The sequence below is a fragment of the Mycolicibacterium phocaicum genome, from assembly GCF_010731115.1.
Lineage (GTDB): Bacteria > Actinomycetota > Actinomycetes > Mycobacteriales > Mycobacteriaceae > Mycobacterium > Mycobacterium phocaicum.
Genome location: NZ_AP022616.1, coordinates 3,489,781 through 3,512,748 on the forward strand (window position 1 = coordinate 3,489,781; position 22,968 = coordinate 3,512,748).

Below are 22,968 nucleotides of genomic sequence, written 5' to 3' on the forward strand. Positions count from 1 at the left end.
CCGTTGCAGAATCTAGAACGCCGCAATCCTCAGCCGGCGGCCAATGTGATGAGGCGCCGACGCCGCGGTTGCCCCCATCAAAACTCCACACCAACCCTCGTACGCATCTATCGCTGCCTCCGGTTGCAGAGTGCGACGCGCGAACGCCTGGCCGGCGGCACCAAGGCGGGCCCGGAGCGCAGGGTCCGCTGCCAGCATCTCGACTCCATGCACCAGAGCCTCCGGATCCCCTCCACTGACCACGACCCCACCTGAGGAGGTATTGACCTCACACGCCGTGGCACTTCGCGATTCCGTAGCAGCCAAAACCGGCTTGCCTGCAGCAAAGTACGACGTGAGCTTGCTCGGTACCGCCATCTCGGCTATGCCTGGAAGCTCGTTCACCAACAGGATGTCTGCTGCGCTCAACAGCGCCCCGAACTTGTCATCTGAGACCGGCGGGATGAATTGCACGGTGGGCACGTCACAGGCCAGTTCCTGCAACGCAGCCCGACGATTTCCATCACCTACGAGGACAAAGTGTGGCGCTCTTTCCGCCGCTTGCCGATGAGCCAGACGCCCAGCCGAGATGACTGACTCCAACCCCTGCTTAACACCCATGTTCCCGGCATGCATGACGATGACTTTGTCTTCACACCAACCGAATTCGCGTCGGATGTCGGCGCTCCGGTAGGCCGTCGGGCTATTGTCCACATGGCTCCAGTTGCGGATCACCGTGATTTTATCCTCGCGGATTCCCAACTTCTTTATCGATTCGGCAAATCGGTCGTGAATCACACTGACACCGTTTGCGTTTCGTAAGACTGAGGACTCAAGGTCCATCGTCATCTTTGCCGCGCGACCGCCCATTTGAGAGGTTTCGACAACAGCGTGGCTATAGATATCCTGGACGATTACGCCGACTGGAATCCTCGCGGCGCGCGCTTTAGCGACGACGGCAGCGGCGGACAACAACGCGGGACTGACAGCGATGACGACGTCAGGGTGACCCCAGTGACTTGCCATTGCCATGCGCGAGAACGACAGTTCCATGTGCACTCGAGCGCCAGCTGTTGGCAGGCTAGGAACGAAATGAGGCACTCGCTTGACGCGGACGTTGCGAAGGACGGCGGTCTCACCGCGGCTACCACGATACTCGTCGGCTATCCGCCAGGCCGGGTAGTGCGGCAGTCCCGTCAATACCCTGACGCTGTGCCCTCTTGATGCCAGTCCCTCTGCCAAACCCGTTGTGTACGGCGCGATGCCGGTCGTTTCGGGCCAGTAGTTGAGACCGACGATGAGAATTTTCATACGAGCCACTTTCAGAGCATCACGAAACCAGAGAGTCCGCCACGCGTATTCGCAATACGCAAGCGTCGCAGTCACATTCGCTGCAGGTCGGGGCTCACTGCGCGATATACCAGCCCGAAGTCATCGTTGCCCCGTCACCGATCACCATTCGAACGAAGTGGCTGCCTCACCTAGCTCGAGCTTGGACACCGTGTGAGCTCGAACTCTGTTGGCACCAGCCACAACTCACACGTGGTTTCCCTGCACCGTGTCGTCATCCACAGGCCACAGCCACTAGCCGGCTTGCCTCCTCCCGACAGGACCGGTGGCAATACCCCTACGGGGGCGCCACCCGCGTCTCCAATGTATTGACCTTAGCGTTATTTACCCGGTCCGGGCCGGTTTTGAGCAAGGGAATTGCCGCTACTCGCGCCGCAGTCAGCTCCGTAGATGCTGCAGGTTCTTGCGGTACCAGTCGACAGTGGACGAGATACCTTCCCGGAGGCCGATGCGCGGGCTCCACCCGGTCTCACGGAGCAAGGACACATCGAGAAGCTTCTGGGGCGTGCCGTCGGGCTTGGTTGTGTCCCAGCGTGTTTCACCGGTATAGCCGACGGTCTCAGCGACTATCGAAGCGATTTCCGCAATCGTGCAGTCCTCACCGGTGCCGATGTTCACCTGCAGGTCGCCGTCGTAGTTCTCCAACAGATGCAAGCAGGCGGACGCCATGTCGTCGACGTGAAGGAACTCCCGGCGCGGCGATCCGGTGCCCCAGTTGGTCACCGTTGCCACCCCGGCTCTGACGGCCTCGTCGTACCGACGTATCAGCGCTGGCAGTACATGCGAACCTTGTGGAGAGAAATTATCTTCTGGCCCATAGAGATTCGTCGGCATGGCTGAAATCCACGGCAGCCCGTACTGACGCCGGGCCGATTGGACGTGGATGATGCCGGCGATCTTCGCGATCGCGTACGCGTCGTTGGTTTCCTCGAGAGGCCCGGTAAGCAGACAATCCTCGTGGATGGGCTGGGGGGCCATTCGCGGGTAGATGCACGATGAGCCCAGGAACAGCAGGCGCTGCGTTCCAGAGGCGGCCGCCGCATCCAGCACGTTGACCTGGATGCGCACGTTGTCGGACAGAAAGTCCACGGGAAAGGTGCTGTTCGCGAGGATGCCACCCACCTTGGCCGCCGCGAGGATGACAACTTCCGGTTTGGCATCGGCAAAGAAGTCGAACACCGAATCGCGTTCACGGAGGTCGAGTTCGTCGGACCGCTTACCGATCAGGTTCGTAAATCCCCGATTTTCAAGCGCCCGCCAGAGTGCTGAACCGACCAAGCCGCGGTGTCCGGCCACGAACAGTGGCGCATCACGATCCAGTGCTGCCGGCGCGAACGCACCAGTCACTCCGGGGCTCCCCATCCGTCAAGTTTCACCCGGTCGACCCACGGAGTGCCGCTGTGGGCGACAGATTCGATATCGGCGTCCACCATTATCTGAGCCAGCTCGCGAGTCTTCACCCTGGGGGTCCAGCCGAGCACCTTCTGCGCCTTGTCCGCACATCCGATCAACGAGTCGACCTCGGTCGGACGCAGGTAGCGATCATCGAACTCGACGTGCTCTTGCCAATCCAACCCCGCATGCGCGAACGCGAATTCGACGAAATCACGCACCGTGTAATCGGTGCCGGTAGCAAGCACGAAATCTTCGGGCTCATCGGCTTGCAACATGCGCCACATACCTTCGACGAATTCCGGTGCATAACCCCAGTCACGCACCGCATCCATGTTCCCCAGGTACAAGTGACGCTGCCTGCCGGCCTTGATGTTTGCGACAGCACGCGTGATCTTGCGGGTCACGAACGTTTCGCCTCGGCGGGGGGATTCATGGTTGAACAAGATGCCGTTCACCGCGAACATGCCGTATGCCTCACGGTAGTTGCGAGTCACCCAGTACGAATAAACCTTCGCTGCGCCATACGGCGACCGCGGATAGAAAGGAGTCTCTTCATTCTGGGGCGGCGGGGCGGCACCGAACATTTCCGAGCTGGAAGCTTGGTAGTACCGACAATCCAAGCCGACCTTGCGTACCGCCTCCAGCAGACGCATCGATCCGAGACCCGTGGTGTTTCCCGTGTATTCGGGATCGTCGAAACTCACCCGCACGTGGGACTGCGCTCCGAGGTTGTACACCTCATCTGGTCGAATGTCCTGCAGCAGCGTGGCCAGACGACTGCCTTCTGTGAGGTCTCCATAGTGCAGGAACAAGCGGGCTTCAGGATCGTGCGGATCTCGGTACAGGTGCTCTAGGCGGACCGTGTTGAAGGTCGACGCCCGCCGGATCAGCCCATGAACTTCGTACCCTTTATTCAGCAGGAGTTCCGCCAGGTACGAACCGTCCTGTCCGGTGACACCGGTGATCAATGCCTTCTTCGTCACGTCGGACTTCCCATCGGTTCCAAGAGCGGGAATTTGCTGAGGCCAGGCATTAATTGCGGCTGCTTGGTCTCTGGGTCGCAGCGTAGCCAGACTTCAGTGACGTGGTCGTAAATTTGAAATACTCGTCATTTGCGCTGGTTGAGACCACACCGACAGGCCTTGACGCGCGCTTAGGTAGAGCCCTCGTGAGCCGGTCGCGCAAGCGCCTCGACGGGCACAGGGTCGCCACATCAAGCCGACTGCCAATCCCCTGCCACCGCCTCCGTCAGCAAATCGACCAACGTGCGGGGATTGTTGCGCAGTCTCACCGCGGATTTACCGCTGCTACGTCGCCTGAGTACACAAAGTGCCGCTCAACCGAGACACGGAACCGTACGAGCAAACTTGAAAGATGGCCAACCGGGTGGTTGCTGACGCGATCTTCAGCTAAGCTGACGGAAACCACATGGACGCCCAACCCACCTGCGGACGTCGCAGAGCGCCAAACGGCTTTGAATTTCTGACGAGGCTACAGGAGTGCTACGAGTGAAGAAGATCGCAGCTTCTACGTCGATGCTCTTGGCTGTAAGAAAAGGCCTGATGCGCGTCCCTGCAATTTCGGCGGCAGTCGCCGACTACGAGGCTCGTTCCGATGCGATGGAACGCAACCGGCGCACCGAACTCGAGTGGTGGCCTGAATCGACTAGCGCGCGTCGCTCCGTGCAGCTAACCCCAACCGGTGTCCTGGTCAGCTAGCCCCTTCGAGTAGAACCGTTCGCGAGCGCAAGGCTCGCAGACAGGCAATCCTCACCCCGGACCTACTCACGCCCACCGCGTCGCCTCGACCTTGGCCGGCAGCGGCGCATGCAGCGGCACATCGAGTCCGTCGTAGATGCCCGGCTTCTGGGTCGCAAGCCACTCGATCGCGCCGAGCAGCCGGTTGGCCGCCGTGGTGTTGCCGCCGTCGGCACGCGTGCCCCCGGGCACGTCGGCGCGGACCACGATCGTGAGCTGCGGATCGCCGTCGATGATCACGCGGTGATCGCCCACGCCCTCGTCAGGCTGCGGCCAATCCGGCGCGCAGGACGGGTCGATACGGGTGATGTGTTCGATGATCACGCGCTGCGCACCCTGCGACCATCCGATGACCTCCAGCCGGAACGCGCCCTGGGTGCCGGCTTCGAAGCGGCCCATGGCGTTCTCGACGGCTTCGGTCAGCGGCAGCCGCTCGCAGGTTTCGGTGATGTCGTCGATCTCGATGCCCAGCCCACGGCCGATCAGCCGGACGTTGCCGCCCCACACCATGGTCGGGATGGTCGGGATCAGCATCAGCGGCGTCTCCTCCATCGAACCGCCGAAACCGCAGCGCACGCGTACGGCTTCGGGCTGGTTGTACGTGGAGTAGTCGAAGATCTCCTGGCACCGGATGGTCTTGATCCGGGTGCACAGGCCGGCCGCCGTCACGGCGAGCGCGTCGTTGCCCCAGCCGGGGTCGACACCCGACACCAGCAACGAGGCGTTGCCGGTGGCCGCCGCGTCGGAGAGCCGCTCGGCCCATTCGGCCGGCGCCGAAGCGGGGTCATACAGGGAGTACAGCGACGGCGTCACGACGTGCTTACCGGCCCGCAGACAGCGCTCGATATCGGCGATGGCCTCCTCCGGGCGGATGTCTCCGGAAGACATATAGGCGACGGCGTCGCAGTCCGCGAGGGCCGCGTCGATGTCGGTGGTGGCGACCTTCCCGGTCGCGGTGTCGAGCTTGGCGAACGTCGCCGCGTCGCGGCCGGCTTTGTCCGAACTGGAGGTGATGACCGCCGTCAGCTCGAGCCCCGGGAACGCGACCGCCGATCGGATCGCCGTGGCCCCCATGTTGCCTGTACCCCACACCGCTACCCGACGCATACCTCACATAACCACGGCATGGTGACCCGCCTCACAGCGACCCCCCAGGATTGTCGTCGGACCGCGGTCTTCCGAGGCTGGGATCGCGGCGATTGCAAGCCTTCGCATCCACCACGAAGACGCCACAACACGGCTCCCATTGACCCCAACTGACACGTCCTCCCCAGTTCCGGAAGTTTCCGGTGGCGGACATCACATTCGGACTAAACTGCAGGTCAGCGGCCATAAACCGGCTTCGAAACCACCCCGTTCAACCACTGGGTTGGTTAGCTACGAAAAATTTGCTCTTGACTGCTTTGCGATGAAGTTACCCGGCGGTATAGTTAGCCCCAGTTACTGGTGGGTAACTTAGCCCTGAGTACCCAACCCCTACAGTCCATCTCATCGAGGAGAAATCGTGGGCCACTACAAGAGCAACGTCCGTGACCAGGTGTTCAACCTGTTCGAGGTCTTCGGCGTAGACAAGGCGATGGGTGAAGGCAAGTTCGCCGACCTGGATGCCGACACCGCCGGTGAAATGCTCAACGAGATCGCGCGCCTCGCCGAGGGCCCGATCGCCGATTCGTTCGCCGACGGCGACCGCAACCCGCCGGTCTTCGACCCCGCGACCCACACCGTCACGCTTCCCGAGCCTTTCAAGAAGTCGATGCGCGCGCTGCTCGACGGCGGCTGGGACAAGGTCGGTCTGAAAGAGGAGCTCGGCGGCATGCCGATGCCCCGCGCACTGCAGTGGGCCCTGATCGAGCACGTACTCGGTGCCAACCCCGCCGCCTACATGTACGCCATGGGCTCGGGCATGTGCGAAATCTTCTACAACAACGGCACCGACGAGCAGAAGAAGTGGGCCGTCCTCGCTGCCGAGCGCGGCTGGGGCGCCACCATGGTGCTGACCGAGCCCGACGCCGGCTCCGACGTGGGCGCCGGCCGCACCAAGGCCACCCAGCAGCCCGACGGCACCTGGCACATCGACGGTGTGAAGCGATTCATCACCTCGGCCGACTCGGACGACCTGTTCGAAAACATCATGCACCTGGTCCTGGCCCGCCCCGAGGGCGCCGGCCCGGGCACCAAGGGTCTGTCGCTGTTCTTCGTGCCGAAGTTCCACTTCGACCCCGAGACCGGTGAGCCCGGCGAGCGCAACGGCGCCTTCGTCACCAACGTCGAGCACAAGATGGGCCTGAAGGTTTCGGCCACCTGTGAGCTCACGCTCGGCCAGCACGGCACCCCCGCCGTCGGTTGGCTCGTCGGTGAGGTGCACAACGGCATTGCGCAGATGTTCGACGTCATCGAGCAGGCCCGCATGATGGTCGGCACCAAGGCCATCGCGACCCTGTCGACCGGCTACCTGAACGCTCTCGAGTACGCCAAGACCCGCATCCAGGGTGCTGACCTGACCCAGATGATGGACAAGACCGCTCCGCGCGTCACGATCATGCACCACCCGGACGTTCGTCGGGCGCTGCTGACCCAGAAATCCTACGCCGAGGGCCTGCGCGCCGTGTACCTGTACACCGCGTCGTTCCAGGATCCCGAGGTCGCCAAGGCCGTTCACGGTGTGGACGCCGAGCTGGCCTTCAAGGTCAACGACCTGATGCTCCCGATCGTCAAGGGTGTCGGCTCCGAGCGGGCCTACGAGAAGCTGACCGAGTCGCTGCAGACCTTCGGTGGTTCCGGCTTCCTGCAGGACTACCCGGTCGAGCAGTACATCCGTGACGCGAAGATCGACTCGCTGTACGAAGGCACCACCGCCATCCAGGCGCAGGACTTCTTCTTCCGCAAGATCATCCGCGACAAGGGCCAGGCCCTGGCGTTCGTCGCCGGCGAGATCGAGCAGCTGATCAAGAACCAGGACGGCAACGGCCGCCTGAAGGCCGAGCGCGAGCTGCTCGCCACCGCCCTGGGCGACGTCCAGAGCATGGCCGCCAGCCTGACCGGCTACCTGATGGCCGCTCAGGAAGACCCGAAGTCCATCTACAAGGTGGGCCTGGGCTCGGTGCGCTTCCTGCTGGCCGTCGGTGACCTGGTCATCGGCTGGCTGCTGCTGAAGCAGGCCGCGGTCGCCATCAAGGCGCTCGACGAGGGCGCCACCGGCGACGACCGCGCGTTCTACGAGGGCAAGATCGCGTCGGCGTCGTTCTTCGCCAAGAACATGCTGCCGCTGCTGACCAGCGTTCGCTCGGTCATCGAGTCCGTCGACAACGAGGCCATGGAGCTGGACGAAGCGTCCTTCTGATCCTCACCAAGAACAGCAGCCCCCGGCATTCGCCGGGGGCTGCTGTTTTTGGCTGTGCGCCAGCGCAGAACTCTTGCGAGTCGGCGCCTGCGTAGACGCACACCCAACGCGAGGGCGTCCCCTCGTCCCGTTGACCGTGCGCCACAGCAGAACTTCTATGAGTAGCCGTCTGCCAAGACGCACAGTCAACGCATGAGGTCCAGCGGAGGCCCTGGAAAAGGCGGCGTGCGCCCGGCAACTCCGAGTCCTGGCCGCCAGAGGCGATTCCACTCGCGCTCCACCCGCGCAATCACGGACGCCTTGCGATGCCCTGCGGCAACCCTGACATGGGTCCACCCGACTTGCGCGATGTAGTCGGCACGCTCGATGTCGTAGGCGAGCGACTCAGCATGTTGCGCACCGTCGTACTCGACCGCAAGCATCAGTTCCTCCCAGCCCATGTCGAGGAAATACTTCGGGTTGCCGTCGGGCCCAGGTACCGGTATCTGAGTCTGAGGTTTGGGAAACCCCGCGCCGATCAACGTCAATCGCAATCGAGTTTCCTGCGGCGAATGGCCGCCGGGGTCGAACAAGCCCAGCGCCGGCTCCAGTTGCCTCAAGCCCCTGGCATGCGGGTGGCGCGTAGCCAGCGCCAGAACATCGTCGGCCGTGAATCCGGTAGCTCGAGCCAGGGCGTCGAGGCGCGCCACAGCAGATCCGATCAGCTCCCGACGGCCAAGGTCGAACGCCGTCCGCTCCACGCTGGTGACGAGCAACCCGTCGACGCGGGTGACCTCGTCGCCGTAGACCAGGTCGCGGCGAGTGACCACGCCGCGAGGTGCGCGGATTTTGGCGCTGATCAGTTCAATGCGAATGTCGTCGGCCACCCAACTCGCGCCATGAAGAGCTGACGCAGCGGCTCCCGCGACGACGCCTTCCCGACCCGTCCACAACCACGCGGCTGTCGTGCGCTGCTGGAGCGACAGCTCTGTCCGCTTGTCCACGTAGATCTTCGGCATGAGCAGCCGGTAGTAGCGGCTGAGCTCGTAGCGGTTGAGCATGCCGGAGGCCAGGGCCTCGCTACCGACGAATGGTTCGGTCATAGCGACACCGTCTCCGCGGCCGCAGACATCTACTGCAGTGTCAGCCACACCGGAGGCGGCGCTTGTGGACGGATCGCGAACTGTGGATAGCCTGCGCCCGCGTGATGCCGGACGCACACTCGATCCCCGGCCATCTCCGCACCGGTTGACTGTGCGCCACAGCCGACTTTCTGCGAGTGGAGGCCTGCCAAGGCGCACGGTGAACTCCCGGGATCATTGACTGTGCGCCACAGCAGAATCTCTGCGAGTAGCCGTCTGCCAAGCCGCACGATCAACGCCTCGGCGCCCCGCGAGCCGAGCCGCGACCCGAGCCCCGCCCAGCCCGGCCCGGCCCGCGAGCCCCAACTACTCAGGCAGGCGCTGACTGATCTCGAAGGCCAAGCACAGCTCGGCGACGTCGCGGGGGCGGGACAGGGACCGTCCCGTCCGCTCCTCGATGCGATGCAGCCGGTGCCGAATAGTGTTGGGGTGACAGAAGATTGCGGCGGCGGCTTCATTGGCGGAGCCGCCGGCGTCGAGCCACGCCTGGAAGGTCTGGGACAGCACGGCCCGCTCCTCGGCGGGCAGCCCACGCAGCCCGCCGAGTACCGATTCCTCGATCCGGTTCATCACCTCCGGCGCACTGACGGCGGCGAACGCCAGTGGCGCGTCGTCGAAGGCGCAGACGAAGCCATCACGGCTCGGCCGGCCGGCCACCGCCAGCCGGGCCAGACGCAGGCCCTCACCCGTCTCCGCCAAACTTGCGAACGCCGGGCTCAGGCCGACGCGCGCCGTCGCGATCTTGCGCAGCACCTCGACCAGCACGCCGTACGTCGCGTCCTGCCGCAGGTGCACGACGCCGACCTGCAGGTCGGGCAGCAGGCGCCAGGCCGAGCGGATGTCGCGGGCCGCGAGCTTGCTCGCGATCTCGGGTAGCCCGAGCTTGCCGATGGCCGGAATCTCCGCCGCCGCAACCACATACGGACCCGTCGTGGGCAGTCCCAGCAGATCGGCTGCCTCCCAGAGACTCTGGTTGTCGGTGATGCGCCCGAGCAGCACCGCCTCGACCAGAGCCGACCGCTCCTCTTCCCGATCCATGATCTGGCTGGTGAGCTGCTCGCGGTAGGCGCCGGTCATCGCCTGGGTGAACTCGTCCTGGCTCAGGAAGATGCGCGCACTGGCCTCGAGGATGGATTCGGTCGGGATGCCGGCCTCCCGCGCGGCGGCGACGCTGCTCTCCCACATGAAGCGGAAACCGATGCGATAGGCCGTCATCACCGCGGCCAACGGGATGCCCTCGACGGCGCGTTGCCGGCCGGTCGCTTCCGCCGGCGACAGGTCGGCCTCGCCGTCAGCGCAGAGGGTGTGGAACACGAAAGTCATGTTGGCGACGCAACTTTCGCGCACGTTGTCGCGCGCCGACGGGGTGGTGCGGTAGCCGTCGATGCGGCTGTAGATGCGGTCGGCCAGTTGCTCGCCGAGAGTCTCCACGCGCGTCAGCATGATCCGGCTGAGTTCCCGCATGTGCTCCTCGACCCCGGCCATCAGCCAACCTTAGGCGAGGCGCCGATTGTGGCCGGTCACATTTGGCGGTGGTCACTGTTGTTCCCGCCACCATCGCCTCTGGGACCGCGCGGAATCACGCTTGATACATGACCAACCTGAGCCAGAACCTCGTCGCCAGCGCCACCCGCCGCCCCGACAGCGTCGCGCTGCGCTGCGACGACCAGACCTACACGTACGCCCAGTTCGACGACGCCGCCGCCCGCGTCGCCACGCTGCTGCGGCAGGCCGGCATCGAACCGGGTGACCGCGTGGGCGTCATGCTGCCGAACGGTCCGGCCTTCGCCGCCGCGTTCTACGGGATCCTGTACGCCGGCGCCGTCGCGGTGCCGATGAACCCGCTGCTCAAGGCGCCCGAGATCGAGTTCTACCTCTCCAACACCACGGCGAAGGCCCTGTTCGCCCCGCCGGCCTTCGCCGACGAAGCGCGGGCCGGTGCCGCCGCGGCGAGCGCGGGCTGGTGGATCGTCGACGACGCCGGGTTGGCGGCGCTGATCGCGGACCTCCCGGCCCAACCGGCGCCGGTCGAGCGCGCCGGCGACGACACCGCCGTCGTCCTGCACACGTCGGGTACGACGGGCAAGCCCAAGGGCGCCGAGCTGACCCACGGCGGCCTGGGCCGTAATGCCGACGTCTGCGTGCGGACGCTGCTAAACATCGGGCCCGACGACGTCGTCATGGGTTGCCTGCCGCTGTTCCATGTGTTCGGCCTGACGTGTGGCCTGAACTCGGCAGTGCTGGCCGGTGCGACGCTGAGCCTGCTGCCGCGCTTCGACCCGGCCCGGACGCTCGAGTTGATCGAGCGCGACGGCGTCACCATCTTCGAGGGCGTGCCGACCATGTACTCGGCACTGCTGGCCGCGGCCGGCACGACGTCGACGGACACGCTGCGGATCGCCGTCTCGGGCGGCGCCGCGATCCCGGTACAGGTGCTGCAGGACTTCGAGAAGACTTTCGACTGCCCCGTGCTGGAGGGCTACGGCCTGTCCGAGACCTCGCCGGTGGCGGCGTTCAACCACCCGAACCGGCCGCGCAAGCCCGGTTCGATCGGTACGCCGGTCGAGGGGGTCGAGATGCGCGTGGTCGACAACGACGGCGCCGAGGTGGCGCAGGGCGAGCCCGGCGAAATCCAGATCCGCGGACACAACGTCATGAAGGGCTACTGGAACCTGCCCGAGGCCACCGCGGAAGCCATCAACGCCGACGGCTGGTTCGCCACCGGCGACATCGCCCGTACCGATGAAGACGGCTACTACTACATCGTCGATCGCAAGAAGGCGCTCATCATCCGTGGCGGTTTCAACGTCTACCCACGCGAGATCGAAGAGGTGCTGTACACGCACCCGGCGGTCGCCGAGGCGGCTGTCGTGGGCATCCCGCATGACTCGCTCGGCGAGGAGGTCGGCGCCGCCGTCAGCCTCAAGCCCGGCATCGAGGTCGCCGCCGACGAACTCCGCGAGTTCGTCAAGAGCCAGGTGGCCGCCTACAAGTACCCGCGACGCATCTGGTTCCTCGACGACCTGCCCAAGGGCCCGACCGGGAAGCTCCTCCGTCGCGAAATCACCATTCCCGCAAGCGAAAGCGACAACTGACATGGCAACCCTGCACCCCGACGAGCTTGCGGCACCACTCGACCTGCTCCTGACGAGCGCCACCAAACCGTTCGCCCGCCGGATGCTGCCCGACCAGACGTGGGCCCGCATGGCCGTCAGCCTGGCCAAACAGCCCGGCACTCTGCTGGAGCGTGGCAAGGAGCTGGCCGGCGAGCTCGGCAGCATCGCTTCCGGGGAGTCCGACCGCGCCCCACAGCGCGCCGACAAGCGCTTCAGCGACCCTGCGTGGCAACAGAATCCGCTACTGCACCGCATCATGCAGGGCTACCTGGCCGCGTCGGACACCGCCGAGAAGCTGTTCTCCGACGCCGACCTGGACTGGCGCGACGAAGCGCGGATGCGGTTCGTCTTCGACAACGCCATCGAAGGCCTGGCGCCCACCAACAACCCGCTGATCAGCCCGCTCGGCTGGAAAGCGATGATCGACACCGGCGGGCTCAGCGCCGTCCGCGGCCTGAAAGCCTTTGCCCGCGACATCATGTCGTCGCCGCGGGTGCCCGCCATGGTCGAGCCGGACGCCTACACCGTCGGCGAGACGGTCGCCGTCACCAAAGGCGCTGTGGTGCTGCAGACCCGGATGTTCGAGCTCATCCAGTACGCACCCCAGACCCCGACCGTGCACACCGTGCCGCTGCTGATGGTGCCGCCGGTGATCAACAAGTACTACATCATGGACATCGCTCCGGGGCGCAGCATGATCGAGTACTTCGTGCAGCAGGGCCAGCAGGTGTTCGCGATCTCGTGGCGCAATCCGCAAGCCCGGCACAAGGATTGGGACATCAATGCCTATGGCGCGGCGATCATCGAGGCCATTGACGCGGTGCGCGCCATCACCGGCGCGGCCGGCACCCATCTGATGGCGAGCTGCTCGGGCGGCATCATCACCGCCATGACCGCGGCACACCTGGCCGAGAGCGGCGACGGCGACAAGGTCGCGAGCCTCACGCTGGCCGTGACGGTGCTGGACCAGGACCGGGCCGGATTCGCCTCTGCCGCAATGAGTGACCGTGCGGCGCAAGCCGCCATCGCCACGTCGGCCCGCAAGGGCTACCTGGACGGCAAGGCCATGGCCGAGATGTTCGCGTGGCTGCGACCGACCGATCTGGTGTGGCGCTACTGGGTGAACAACTACGTGCAGGGCCGCAGCCCCGCGGCGTTCGACGTGCTGTTCTGGAACGCCGACACCACCCGCATGACGGCCGCCCTGCACCGCGACATGGTGATGATGGGCCTGCACAATTCGCTGGTGACTCCAGGCGCGGTGAGCATGCTCGGCACGCCCGTCGACCTGTCCAAGATCACCTGCGACGCCTACGTCATCGGTGGCATCGCCGACCACATCTCGCCGTGGCAGGCCACCTACCGCAGCGCGAAGTTGTTGGGCAGCAAGGACAACCGCTATGTACTGTCCACCAGCGGCCACATCGCGGCACTGGTCAACCCGCCGGGCAACCCGAAGGCGTCGTACCGGATCGGCCAGGTCGCCGACGGAACGCCGGAGGAATGGCTCACCGAGGCCGAGAAGTCCAGCGATTCTTGGTGGCCCGACTACGTCACGTGGCTGGCCGAGCGCAGCGGCGACCACGTCGACGCCCCCAAGACGCTGGGCGCCGATGGCTTCCTCGCCACCGGTCCGGCGCCCGGCACGTACGTGCTGCAGAAATGACGGTCACCGAGCGGTACGTGTCGGTCTGCGGCCAGCGCCTGCGGGTTCGCGTCGACCGCGGTCGCGACATGGGCGCGGTTCCTCTGGTGCTGTGCAACGGCATCGGCGCGAGCCTGGAGGTGCTCGACCCCTTCGTCGAGCACTTGCCGGGCACCGTGATCCGGTTCGACGTGCCCGGCACCGGCGGGTCGCCAACCTCCTTCGCGCCCTACGGCTTTCCCTACCTGGCCTGGGTGCTGGGCCGGCTGCTGAACAAGCTGGGGTTCACCGTGGTCGACATCCTGGGCCTGTCCTGGGGTGGGGCGCTGGCGCAGCAATTCGCATTCCAGAACCCGCGCCGCTGCCGGCGGCTGGTGCTGGTGGCCACCGGGACGGGCGCGGTGATGGTGCCCGGGCATCCGCGCGTGCTCGCGAAAATGGTTACGCCGAAGCGGTTCTCGAATGCCGCGTACGCCGCCTCGATCGCCGGTGAACTCTACGGTGGCACCGTGCGGCAGCACGGCGACGACATCGCCAAGCTGTTCCTGCAGCAGCTGCACGCCGGCTCGAAGGTCGGCTACGTGCATCAACTGCTGGCCGGCGCGGTGTGGACGAGCATCCACGCGCTGCCTGCGGTCCGTCAGGAAACGCTGATCGTGGCGGGCACCGACGACCCGATCATCCCCGTCGCCAACGCCCGCATCATGAACTTCCTACTGCCGCACTCGCATCTGCATTTGCACTCCGGCGGGCACGTCGACCTCATCACCAATGCCGGCGAGCTGGCGCCGGTGATCACTCAGTTCCTCAACGAGCCCGGGGCACGCGCCTGACCGGGTGCCGCGGCGCCGCCCGGTGGAGCTCTCTCCCTCGGCACATGCGATCTGGAGCGGTCAACTTTCCTTGACCGTCAAGGCAAGTTGACCGCTCCCGGCGAGAGTTCTGTAGAGAGACAGTCCCTCCGGCCCCGTCCCCTCGGCAAACCTCAGCCGGCCCGGTCTCGGAACCGGCTGTGCAGCGCCTGCTTGGAGACGCCGAGAACCCTCGCTATCTCGGGCCACGTCCACCCAGCAGCCCGAGCCCGAACGACGGCCTGGTCGTAGCGCTCCTTCGCGGCGTCCAGCCCGTCGCGCGCTTCGGCCAACGCGCGCAAGCTGTTTCCACTGTAGAAATCGGCCAGCACCGGATCGGGTTCGGGTTCGGGCTCCTCGAACACGTCGTCATCGGGCACGTCGTCGTAGATGCCATTGAGGGCGCGGTAGGCATCCTCCTCGCCCAGGAGATTCACCAGCGCACGACGACCCAGCTCACGCATGTACGGGTCGTCACTCGGTCCACCCATGTTTCCCTCCCCAGAGATGTTCGGGAAGTATGCGCCCGGGCACCGACAGCTTCTGCGGACGAGCACCTGTCTCTGGGACATGTTCGATCTGGTCCGGTCAACTTGCATTGACGGTCAACGAAAGTTGACCGTGCCAAATCGCATGTGCCGCAGGAGAGGCGACACGCCAATGCCCGACACGCCGACGACCGCAGGCAAAGGCGGTGGGCGGATCGGACAGGCTCAGGCGGCGCGGGCCGGACAGGCTCAGGCGTCGGTCGGGGGGCGGGGCTCAGGCGACGACGCCGCCGACGAGATGGCCGACGAGGTAGGTGGCACTCAGGGCCAGCGCACCACCGATGACGTTGCGTGCCACGGCCTTTCCGACCGGCGCACCGCCGAGCCGGGCCGACACCACGCCGGTGATCGCCAATGCCAGCAGCACCGCGAACATGGTGACCGGAACGCGGAGCGCCGTCGGGGGCAGCAGGATCGCCACCAACGGCAACAGCGCGCCGATGGTGAACGACACCGCCGACGAGAAGGCCGCCGCCCATGGGTTGGCCAGATCGCCTGGCGTGATGCCCAACTCGACGACCGCATGCGCGGCGAACGCATTGTGGTCGGTCAGTTCCTCGGCCGCGGTGCGGGCCGTCGACACCGACAGTCCGCGCCCCTCCAACAGGCCGGCCAACTCATCGAGTTCGGCGGCGGGGTCTTCCTTGAGCTCGCGCTTCTCCTTGGCCAGCAAGGCCTGTTCGGTGTCGCGCTGCGAGCTCACCGACACGTACTCGCCCAACGCCATCGATATCGCGCCGGCCACCAGCCCGGCCATGCCGGCGGTGAAGATCGGCCCTCGTTCGGCCGTCGCGGCCGCGACACCGACGACGATGCCGGCAGTCGACACGATGCCGTCATTGGCGCCGAGCACGCCGGCGCGCAACCAGTTCAGCTTTGACGCAACCGAACCCGCGTGGGGCTCTGCTTCATGGGACGAGATCGCCATTCCTGCAACGCTATGCGGGCGCGCGGCGATCCGCCAGCCAATGAAGCCTTGCCAAACCTGCTCAGGATTCCAGTTTTTTGAGCACCGCGCGGGTGCGGGCCCGGCCTTCGGCCGACGGATCGAAGGTCACGCCGACGTATTCGTCGACACCGGCGGCTTCGAGTTCGGCCAGCCGATCACGCACCGTCTGCTCGTCGCCGATGATCGCGATGTCCTCCGGACCGGCGTAGCCCTCGCGGTCGAGCATGGCCCGGTACGACGGCAGGTAGCCGTACATCGCGAACTGCTCGGCGGCCTGCTTGCGGGCGCCGTCGACGTCGTCGGTCACGGCAACCGGAATGGCGGCGACCACCCGCACCGCGTCGGCGCGACCGGCGTCGGCGGCGGCTTGGCGCAACGTCGGACCGACATGGCCCGCAAGGGTTTTCGGCCCGGTCATCCAGGTGACGGTGCCCGAGGACCGGCGCCCGGCGATCTGCAGCAGCTTCGGCCCGAGCGCGGCGATGTACACGGGCGGCGTCGGTGCCCCGGGGATCATCAGCGCGCCGCGCGTGGTCACCGTCTCGCCGGTGGCGTCGGCCTTCTCGCCGCTCAGCAGCGGCAGCAGGCCGTCCAGGTATTCGTTGAGCCGGCGCACTGGCTTGTCCCACGGGATGCCCCACATGCCCTCGGTGACGGCCTGGTGCGTCATCCCGAGCCCGAGCAGCAGTCGGCCGCCCGCCATCTGGCTGATGGTCAGCGCGCGCTGCGCCAGCAGCATCGGAAGCTGATTCTGAATCGGCAGCACGCCGGTGCCGACCTCGATGCCGTCGACCTCCCGCAATCCGACCGTCAGCACGGTGAGAAGGTCTGGCTCGTAAGGCATCTGGGCGAACCAGGCCCGGCGGAAGCCCTCGTCACGCAGCTGGGCGAGGTACGCGACGGTGTCGTCGACAGGCGATTTGAGACCACTCAACGAACCGAAAATGCTGATCTGCACGGGATGCTCCTTGAGGCCGGATTGGGTCACCTGTTTGTATCGAACCATGACTTCCCAGCGAGTAGTGAAGGCGGATCACGCATGAGTACGGATGCGCCCGAGACTGCCCGGCTGCAATATTTCGGGCCCAACTGGTTCGCCTCGGTGATGGGCACCGGCATCGTCGCCACCGCGGCCGCGTCGCTGCCCGTGCACCTGCCGGGCCTGCGGGGCTTTGCCGAAGGCGTCTGGGTGATCGCCACCGCTCTGCTGGTGCTGCTGATCGTCGCGGTGTCGGTGCAGTGGGTGCGCCACCCGACGGTGGCGCGCAGCCAGGTGCGCAACCCGCAGATGACGCACTTCTACGGCGCGGCGCCGATGGCGCTGATGACCGTCGGCCTCGGCGCGCTGTTGATCGGCAAGGACCTGATCGGCACGCGCTTCGCCGTCGACCTCGACTGGATCCTGTGGACCGCGGGCACCATCGGCGGTCTGTTCACCGCGATGACCATTCCGTTCCTGATGTTCACGCAGCTGGAAGTCGGGCCGGACGCCGCATTCGGCGGCTGGCTCATGCCCGTCGTGCCGCCGATGGTGTCGGCGGCGTCGGGGGCGCTGCTGCTGCCGCACCTGCCGTCGGGCACCGCCCGCACCACGATGTTCTACGGCTGCTTCGCGATGTTCGGGCTGTCGCTGATCGCGGCGCTGATCATCATCACGATGATCTGGAGCCGGCTCGCGCACTACGGCACCTCGGGATCGGCGCGCGTGCCGACACTGTGGATCGTGCTGGGCCCGCTGGGGCAGGGCATCACCGCCGCGGGACTGCTGGGGACGGCGGCGGCTTCGGCCATCAGCCCGGAGCTGGCGTCGGGCATGAACATCTTCGCGGTGCTGTTCGGCGTTCCGGTGTGGGGTTTCGCGGTGCTGTGGATCAGCCTGGCCAGCGCACTGACGGTGCGGACCATGCGGCGCGGCATGCCTTTCGCCCTGACGTGGTGGAGCCTGACGTTCCCCGTCGGCACGTTCGTCACGGGCACATCGCAACTCGCCGCACACACCGGGCTGCCGGCCTTCCGCGTCGCCGCGGTCCTGGCGTACGTCTTCCTGCTGTGCACCTGGGCGCTGGTTGCGGTACGGACGCTGCGTGGCAGTGTCGGAGGCAGCCTGTTCACCCCGCCACCTGCCCCGGCAGCCATCCACAAGGACCCGAAATGATCGACACTGCTCGGGTGTACGACCCGGTTGATCCCGCCCAGCCGCCCCGGGTGACGGTGGACCGCTTGTGGCCCCGGGGAATTCACAAGGAAGACCCCCGGGTCGGCACCTGGATGCCGCACGTCGCACCCTCGAACGAACTGCGCAAGTGGTATCACGCGCATCTGGACCAGTACGACGACTTCGCGGCCCGCTACCGCGAGGAGCTCGCCGACTCAGAGGACTTGGCCAAGCTCCGGGCGATGGGACCCGTCACGCTGACGACCGCTGCCAAGGACGTCGCCATCAGCCATGTGCCGATCTTGGCGGCGCTCCTCTGAGCCTTTCGCGCCGCGGTCAGCAGGTGTCGCCGGTGGTGCCCCCGTAGGTGGCGATCTTGTATTCGGTGGCGGCCAGCGAGAGGGTGAGTTCGCGGATCTGGCGGCGGATGGTGTCGCGATGTTCCAACAGCATGTCCAGTCGTTCGGGCACGGTCTGCTCGCCGCTGTCCACGAGTGCGATGTAGTGCTGCAGATCGCGAATAGCCATGCCGGACAACCGCATCCGGGTGAGGAAGACAAGCCGACGTACCGCCTCGGGTTGGTAGCTGCGGTGGCCGCTGCTGTCGCGGTCGACCTCGACCAGGCCGGCACGCTCGTAATAGCGCAGGGTGTGCGCGGAGACGTCGAGCAGATCGGCAACTTCGGTGATCGTCATCGGCTTGCTGACGCCGTCGGTGTCCGCGAGCCGGTGGATCACCTCGATCGACATCGGGCCGTCCATCTCGCCGAGCGCGGCGAGCGCCCTGTTCATCAGGTCGTCGGTGGAGGACATACTCGATCCTAGATCGGCCGCGCTGACGCGGAGACGTCCGCGAAGTCGGCACTGCGGGCCAGCTCTGCCCACCGGCCGACCTCGTCCAAACCGCGTTGGTAGGTCGCCGTGAGCCGCTCGACGGCCTCGGCGCCCAGCGGCAGCCGCAGCGGCACGTCCTCGGAGCGGACCAGGGACACGATGATCCGTGCGGCCGCGACGGGGTCGCCTTCCTGCTTCCCGTCCGCGCCGGCCATGTCGGCGCGGACGTCGCCCAGGACTTCCCGGTAAGTCGGCGAGGCAGCGGTGAAGTCGAGCACCTCGGCGGCGTTGAAGGCGGTGCGGAACCGGCTCGGCTCGACCAGCATCACCCGGATCCCGAACGGCGCGACCTCGCCGGCCACGGCCTCCGACCAGCCCTCCAACGCGAACTTCGACGCCGAGTACGTCGAGACCCCGGGGAACGACATCCGGCCGCCCTGGCTGCTCATCTGGACGATCGTCCCGCTGCGCTGCGCCCGCATGACCGGCAACGCCGCGCGCACCAACGCAGCGGGACCGAACAGATGCAGGTCCATCAGGTCACGCAGTTGCGCGTCGGTGACTTCCTCGGCGGCGCCGACGATGGCCCGCCCGGCGTTGTTCACCAGGACGTCGAGCCGACCGTAGCGGTCGACGGTCGCCTGGATGAGCCCGGCGGCTCCGCTCACGTCTCGGACATCGAACGCAACGGCGGCGAAGCGGTCGCCGTAGGTGGCGCTCAGCTCGGCCACGCTGTCCGGGTTTCGGACCGCGGCGACGACGTGGTCGCCCTCCGCCAGGGCGGCCTCGGCCAGTGCGCGTCCCAGCCCCTTCGAGGCGCCGGTGATGAGCCAGGTCCGTGGTGACGTAGAAGTTGTCATGGCCGCGACGCTAAGAGTTCGAGCGCGCTCGAACGCAAGCCCTGGCGGCCCTGCCGAGGGATTTGTGCACGAAAATCCGCGGCCGGCGCGGAAAATCGTGCACAAATCCCCACGGGAAACGAGAGTGCCCCGTGCCTCCGTCAGGTCGGGGGTCGGACGGAAACACGAGGCACTAGGGGTATCGCTACGACTTCGCGTGGCGTTACAGGCCCGCGGAAAATTATGGAAATGGCCGCAAAACCGCTGGTTCGGCGGCCATTCCTACATCGCTCAGGCTTCCAGGATTGCCGTGACGCCCTGTCCACCTGCGGCGCAGATGGAGATCAGGCCACGAACCGGCTTGCCGGTCTCCTTCTTCTTCTCGGCGAGCTGCTTGGCCAGCTGGGCCACGATGCGGCCGCCGGTCGCGGCGAACGGGTGGCCCGCGGCCAGCGACGAGCCGTTGACGTTGAGCTTCGACCGGTCGATGGAGCCGAGCGGCGCGTCCAGGCCGAGGCGGCCCTTGCAGTACTCCGGCGATTCCCAGGCCGCCAGCGTGGCCAGCACGACGGAGGCGAAGGCCTCGTGGATCTCGTAGAAGTCGAAGTCCTGCAGCGTCAGGCCGTTGCGGGCCAGCAGGCGCGGCACGGCGTATGTCGGGGCCATGAGCAGGCCGTCCGTGCCGTTGACGTAGTCGACGGCGGCGGTCTCGGAGTCGACGAAGTAGGCCAGCACCGGGATGTTGTGCTCAGCGGCCCACTCATCGGTCGACAGCAGCGCCACCGAGGCGCCGTCGGTCAGCGGGGTCGAGTTGCCGGCGGTCATGGTGGCGTCGCCCAGCTTCACGCCGAAGACGGGCTTGAGCTTGGCCAGCTTCTCGGTCGACGAGTCGGCGCGCAGGTTGTTGTCGCGGTACAGGCCCAGGAATGGGCTGACCAGGTCGTCGAAGAAACCGCGGTCATAGGCGGCGGCCATGTTCTGATGGCTGGCGGCGGCCAGGGCGTCCTGGTCGGTGCGCTTGACGCCCATCTCCTTGGCGGTCTGGGCGGCGTGCTCGCCCATCGACAGACCGGTGCGGGCCTCGCTGTTGACCGGGATCTCGACGCCGACGGCGGCGGGCAGCTTGCCGACGAGCTTCAGGCGGTCGACGTTCGACTTGGCGCGGCGCAGGCTCAGCAGCACCCGGCGCAGGTCGTTGCCGAGAGCGATCGGCGCGTCCGACGCGGTGTCCACACCACCGGCAGCGGCCACCTGGTAGCGGCCGGCAGCGATGCCGTCAGCGGCCGCGATGGCCGACTGCAGGCCGGTGCCACAGGCCTGCTGCAGGTCGAAGGCCGGCGTGTAGGGCGACAGCGAGGTGCCGAGCACACATTCGCGCATGAGATTGAAATCACGGCTGTGCTTGAGGACGGCGCCGCCGATGACCATGTCGAGCTTCTCGCCCTTGAGGTTGAAGCGGTCGATCAGGCCGTCCAGGGCCGCGGTGAACATGTCCTGGTTGGAGGCGTTTGCGTACGCACCGTCGGATCGTGCGAAGGGAATGCGGTTACCACCCAGGACGGCCACACGGCGGCGGCTGTTGGTCTCGGCCACGGTATTTCTCCAGTTCGTTGACGTTCGATGACTGAGGCAAGATGTTGCTTGACGCCTATATTACCCACCGTTCTTACTCTGGAGTAAGTTCGTCTCTGACAAGACGGTTCCGTCTATACGACACACGTCCGCAGAAAGGTCCGCAATGGCTGACGTCCTCTCCCAAGTCCTCACCTCTGGTCCGGGTTCGTTCCTGGCCAAGCAGCTCGGCGTGCCGCAGCCCCAGCCGCTGCGCCGCTACAAGGCGGGCGAGCCCGCCCTGGCCGGTCCGCTCCTGATCGGCGGCGAAGGCCGCGTGGCCGAGCCGCTGCGCGCCGCCCTCGCCGACGACTACGACCTCGTGGGCAACAACGTGGGCGGCCGCTGGGCCGACTCGTTCGGCGGCCTGCTGTTCGACGCCACCGGCATCACCAAGCCCGAGCAGCTCAAGCAGCTCCACCAGTTCTTCACCCCGGTCCTGCGCAACCTGGCCGCCAACAGCCGCGTCGTCGTCGTCGGCACCACGCCTGACGAGACCGACAGCATCGACGAGCGCATCGCCCAGCGCGCCCTCGAAGGCTTCACCCGCTCGCTCGGCAAGGAGCTGCAGCGCGGCGCCACCATCGGGCTCGTCTACCTGTCGGCCAAGGCCTCGCCCGCCGCATCGGGCATCGAGTCGACCGTCCGCTTCCTGCTGTCGGGCAAGTCGGCGTACGTCGACGGCCAGGTGTTCTACGTCGGCGCCGCCGACTCCGTCGCCCCGGCCGACTGGGACAAGCCGCTGGCCGGCAAGGTCGCGCTGGTGACCGGCGCCGCCCGCGGCATCGGCGCCGAGATCGCCCGCGTGTTCGCGCGGGACGGCGCGGCCGTCGTCGCCATCGACGTCCCGCAGGCCGCCGACGCGCTGGCCGAGACCGCCGCCGCGGTCGGTGGCACCGCGCTGGCTCTGGACGTGACGGCCGACGACGCAGTGCAGCAGATCGTCGCGCACCTCACCGAGCACCACGGCGGCAAGGCCGACGTCCTGGTCAACAACGCCGGCATCACCCGCGACAAGCTGCTCGCCAACATGGACGACGCCCGCTGGGACTCGGTGATCGCCGTGAACCTGCTTGCGCCGCAACGTCTTGCGCAGGGCCTGGTGGAGAACGGCACCATCGGTGAGGGTGGACGCATCGTGGGCCTGTCCTCGATGGCCGGTATCGCCGGTAACCGCGGCCAGACCAACTACGCCGCCACCAAGGCCGGCATGATCGGCATGACCGACGCGTACGCCGAGGTGTTCGGCGAGAAGGGCGTCACCATCAACGCCGTCGCGCCGGGCTTCATCGAGACCAAGATGACCGACGCCATCCCGCTGGCCACCCGCGAGGTGGGCCGTCGCCTCAACTCGCTGTTCCAGGGCGGCCTGCCGGTCGACGTCGCCGAGCTGATCGCCTACTTCGCCAGCCCCGCGTCGAATGCCGTCACCGGCAACACGATTCGGGTCTGCGGCCAGGCCCTGTTGGGAGCCTGAA

The 22,968-nt window shown here is 66.5% G+C and carries 20 protein-coding genes; 8 read left to right on the top strand and 12 right to left on the bottom strand.

Annotated elements, in window-relative coordinates; all coding sequences use genetic code 11:
- Positions 1 to 12: 12 nt before the first annotated feature.
- The 3 genes from G6N46_RS16845 to gmd form a co-directional block, all read right to left on the bottom strand.
- Positions 13 to 1,290, bottom strand: a complete 1,278-nt coding sequence (locus G6N46_RS16845) for a glycosyltransferase family 4 protein (RefSeq protein WP_138247663.1) — start codon at positions 1,288 to 1,290, stop codon at positions 13 to 15.
- 417 nt (positions 1,291 to 1,707) lie between these two features.
- Positions 1,708 to 2,676, bottom strand: a complete 969-nt coding sequence (locus tag G6N46_RS16850) for a GDP-L-fucose synthase family protein (RefSeq protein ID WP_235688649.1) — start codon at positions 2,674 to 2,676, stop codon at positions 1,708 to 1,710.
- The gene (gene gmd, locus G6N46_RS16855; RefSeq protein ID WP_064859339.1) at positions 2,673 to 3,707 is read right to left on the bottom strand and encodes a GDP-mannose 4,6-dehydratase; all 1,035 of its coding nucleotides are present in this window, start codon (positions 3,705 to 3,707) and stop codon (positions 2,673 to 2,675) included. Before gmd ends, G6N46_RS16850 begins: the two co-directional genes overlap by 4 nt.
- A gap of 525 nt (positions 3,708 to 4,232) precedes the next feature.
- On the opposite strand from gmd, the gene G6N46_RS16860 reads away from it, so the two are divergent.
- On the top strand, positions 4,233 to 4,442 hold the full coding sequence (locus G6N46_RS16860) for a hypothetical protein (protein ID WP_138247661.1): 210 nt from the start codon (positions 4,233 to 4,235) through the stop codon (positions 4,440 to 4,442).
- 66 nt (positions 4,443 to 4,508) lie between these two features.
- Here the strand turns inward: G6N46_RS16860 and G6N46_RS16865 are convergent, their stop codons facing one another.
- Entirely contained in the window at positions 4,509 to 5,588 is a 1,080-nt protein-coding gene (locus tag G6N46_RS16865) for an NAD(P)H-dependent amine dehydrogenase family protein (RefSeq protein ID WP_138247660.1), read from the bottom strand.
- Positions 5,589 to 5,985: 397 nt separating this feature from the next.
- Here G6N46_RS16865 and G6N46_RS16870 point away from each other — a divergent pair, with 397 nt between their 5' ends.
- A complete protein-coding gene (locus G6N46_RS16870; protein ID WP_138247659.1) occupies positions 5,986 to 7,821 on the top strand; it encodes an acyl-CoA dehydrogenase in 1,836 nt (611 codons plus the stop codon).
- A gap of 185 nt (positions 7,822 to 8,006) precedes the next feature.
- Here the strand turns inward: G6N46_RS16870 and G6N46_RS16875 are convergent, their stop codons facing one another.
- Both G6N46_RS16875 and G6N46_RS16880 read right to left on the bottom strand, forming a co-directional pair.
- Positions 8,007 to 8,903, bottom strand: a complete 897-nt coding sequence (locus G6N46_RS16875; protein ID WP_064859343.1) for a DUF559 domain-containing protein — start codon at positions 8,901 to 8,903, stop codon at positions 8,007 to 8,009.
- A gap of 345 nt (positions 8,904 to 9,248) precedes the next feature.
- The gene (locus G6N46_RS16880; RefSeq protein WP_138247658.1) at positions 9,249 to 10,427 is read right to left on the bottom strand and encodes a PucR family transcriptional regulator; all 1,179 of its coding nucleotides are present in this window, start codon (positions 10,425 to 10,427) and stop codon (positions 9,249 to 9,251) included.
- A gap of 107 nt (positions 10,428 to 10,534) precedes the next feature.
- Here G6N46_RS16880 and G6N46_RS16885 point away from each other — a divergent pair, with 107 nt between their 5' ends.
- Genes G6N46_RS16885 through phaZ form a run of 3 tightly spaced genes read left to right on the top strand, consistent with a single transcriptional unit; the run spans position 10,535 to position 14,536 of the window.
- Positions 10,535 to 12,037, top strand: a complete 1,503-nt coding sequence (locus G6N46_RS16885) for a long-chain-fatty-acid--CoA ligase (RefSeq protein WP_138247657.1) — start codon at positions 10,535 to 10,537, stop codon at positions 12,035 to 12,037.
- Between the two features lies 1 nt (position 12,038).
- The gene (locus G6N46_RS16890) at positions 12,039 to 13,724 is read left to right on the top strand and encodes a PHA/PHB synthase family protein (protein WP_138247656.1); all 1,686 of its coding nucleotides are present in this window, start codon (positions 12,039 to 12,041) and stop codon (positions 13,722 to 13,724) included.
- A complete protein-coding gene (gene phaZ / locus G6N46_RS16895; RefSeq protein ID WP_138247655.1) occupies positions 13,721 to 14,536 on the top strand; it encodes a poly(3-hydroxyalkanoate) depolymerase in 816 nt (271 codons plus the stop codon). The genes G6N46_RS16890 and phaZ overlap by 4 nt, the downstream gene beginning before the upstream one ends.
- 152 nt (positions 14,537 to 14,688) lie before the next feature.
- Here phaZ and G6N46_RS16900 read toward each other — a convergent pair whose 3' ends face one another.
- From G6N46_RS16900 to G6N46_RS16910, 3 genes are all read right to left on the bottom strand, one after another.
- Positions 14,689 to 15,045: a helix-turn-helix domain-containing protein gene (locus G6N46_RS16900; protein ID WP_234880481.1), complete on the bottom strand. Its 357-nt coding sequence runs from the start codon at positions 15,043 to 15,045 to the stop codon at positions 14,689 to 14,691.
- A 271-nt stretch (positions 15,046 to 15,316) separates the two neighbouring features.
- Positions 15,317 to 16,030, bottom strand: coding sequence for a VIT1/CCC1 transporter family protein (locus tag G6N46_RS16905; protein WP_138247654.1), 714 nt, complete (start codon positions 16,028 to 16,030; stop codon positions 15,317 to 15,319).
- A gap of 61 nt (positions 16,031 to 16,091) precedes the next feature.
- Positions 16,092 to 17,057 carry a TIGR03564 family F420-dependent LLM class oxidoreductase gene (locus G6N46_RS16910; protein ID WP_174814058.1) on the bottom strand — a complete coding sequence of 322 codons (966 nt, stop codon included), beginning with the start codon at positions 17,055 to 17,057 and terminating at the stop codon, positions 16,092 to 16,094.
- A 33-nt stretch (positions 17,058 to 17,090) separates the two neighbouring features.
- Between G6N46_RS16910 and G6N46_RS16915 the strand changes: the two genes are divergently transcribed.
- Positions 17,091 to 18,206, top strand: coding sequence for a TDT family transporter (locus G6N46_RS16915; protein ID WP_135357722.1), 1,116 nt, complete (start codon positions 17,091 to 17,093; stop codon positions 18,204 to 18,206).
- Positions 18,203 to 18,526, top strand: coding sequence for a DUF488 domain-containing protein (locus tag G6N46_RS16920; protein WP_064859351.1), 324 nt, complete (start codon positions 18,203 to 18,205; stop codon positions 18,524 to 18,526). Before G6N46_RS16915 ends, G6N46_RS16920 begins: the two co-directional genes overlap by 4 nt.
- A 16-nt stretch (positions 18,527 to 18,542) precedes the next feature.
- On the opposite strand, the gene G6N46_RS16925 is transcribed toward G6N46_RS16920, so the two are convergent.
- The 3 genes from G6N46_RS16925 to G6N46_RS16935 form a co-directional block, all read right to left on the bottom strand.
- Positions 18,543 to 19,019: a MerR family transcriptional regulator gene (locus tag G6N46_RS16925; protein ID WP_138247652.1), complete on the bottom strand. Its 477-nt coding sequence runs from the start codon at positions 19,017 to 19,019 to the stop codon at positions 18,543 to 18,545.
- 8 nt (positions 19,020 to 19,027) lie between these two features.
- Positions 19,028 to 19,900: an SDR family NAD(P)-dependent oxidoreductase gene (locus G6N46_RS16930; protein ID WP_138247651.1), complete on the bottom strand. Its 873-nt coding sequence runs from the start codon at positions 19,898 to 19,900 to the stop codon at positions 19,028 to 19,030.
- A gap of 270 nt (positions 19,901 to 20,170) precedes the next feature.
- Positions 20,171 to 21,472, bottom strand: a complete 1,302-nt coding sequence (locus G6N46_RS16935; protein ID WP_020103466.1) for an acetyl-CoA C-acetyltransferase — start codon at positions 21,470 to 21,472, stop codon at positions 20,171 to 20,173.
- 145 nt (positions 21,473 to 21,617) lie between these two features.
- On the opposite strand from G6N46_RS16935, the gene G6N46_RS16940 reads away from it, so the two are divergent.
- The gene (locus G6N46_RS16940; protein ID WP_138247650.1) at positions 21,618 to 22,967 is read left to right on the top strand and encodes a 3-oxoacyl-ACP reductase; all 1,350 of its coding nucleotides are present in this window, start codon (positions 21,618 to 21,620) and stop codon (positions 22,965 to 22,967) included.
- Position 22,968 lies beyond the last annotated feature (1 nt).

Coding starts and splice junctions, on each gene's coding strand:
- G6N46_RS16900 (WP_234880481.1), bottom strand. CDS start 15,045: ATGGGTGGACCGAGTGACGACCCGTACATGCGTGAGCTGGGTCGTCGT.
- G6N46_RS16890 (WP_138247656.1), top strand. CDS start 12,039: ATGGCAACCCTGCACCCCGACGAGCTTGCGGCACCACTCGACCTGCTC.
- G6N46_RS16930 (WP_138247651.1), bottom strand. CDS start 19,900: ATGACAACTTCTACGTCACCACGGACCTGGCTCATCACCGGCGCCTCG.
- G6N46_RS16940 (WP_138247650.1), top strand. CDS start 21,618: ATGGCTGACGTCCTCTCCCAAGTCCTCACCTCTGGTCCGGGTTCGTTC.
- G6N46_RS16880 (WP_138247658.1), bottom strand. CDS start 10,427: ATGGCCGGGGTCGAGGAGCACATGCGGGAACTCAGCCGGATCATGCTG.
- G6N46_RS16920 (WP_064859351.1), top strand. CDS start 18,203: ATGATCGACACTGCTCGGGTGTACGACCCGGTTGATCCCGCCCAGCCG.
- G6N46_RS16925 (WP_138247652.1), bottom strand. CDS start 19,019: ATGTCCTCCACCGACGACCTGATGAACAGGGCGCTCGCCGCGCTCGGC.
- G6N46_RS16875 (WP_064859343.1), bottom strand. CDS start 8,903: ATGACCGAACCATTCGTCGGTAGCGAGGCCCTGGCCTCCGGCATGCTC.
- phaZ (WP_138247655.1), top strand. CDS start 13,721: ATGACGGTCACCGAGCGGTACGTGTCGGTCTGCGGCCAGCGCCTGCGG.
- G6N46_RS16905 (WP_138247654.1), bottom strand. CDS start 16,030: ATGGCGATCTCGTCCCATGAAGCAGAGCCCCACGCGGGTTCGGTTGCG.
- G6N46_RS16885 (WP_138247657.1), top strand. CDS start 10,535: ATGACCAACCTGAGCCAGAACCTCGTCGCCAGCGCCACCCGCCGCCCC.
- G6N46_RS16910 (WP_174814058.1), bottom strand. CDS start 17,057: ATGGTTCGATACAAACAGGTGACCCAATCCGGCCTCAAGGAGCATCCC.
- G6N46_RS16845 (WP_138247663.1), bottom strand. CDS start 1,290: ATGAAAATTCTCATCGTCGGTCTCAACTACTGGCCCGAAACGACCGGC.
- G6N46_RS16915 (WP_135357722.1), top strand. CDS start 17,091: ATGAGTACGGATGCGCCCGAGACTGCCCGGCTGCAATATTTCGGGCCC.
- G6N46_RS16865 (WP_138247660.1), bottom strand. CDS start 5,588: ATGCGTCGGGTAGCGGTGTGGGGTACAGGCAACATGGGGGCCACGGCG.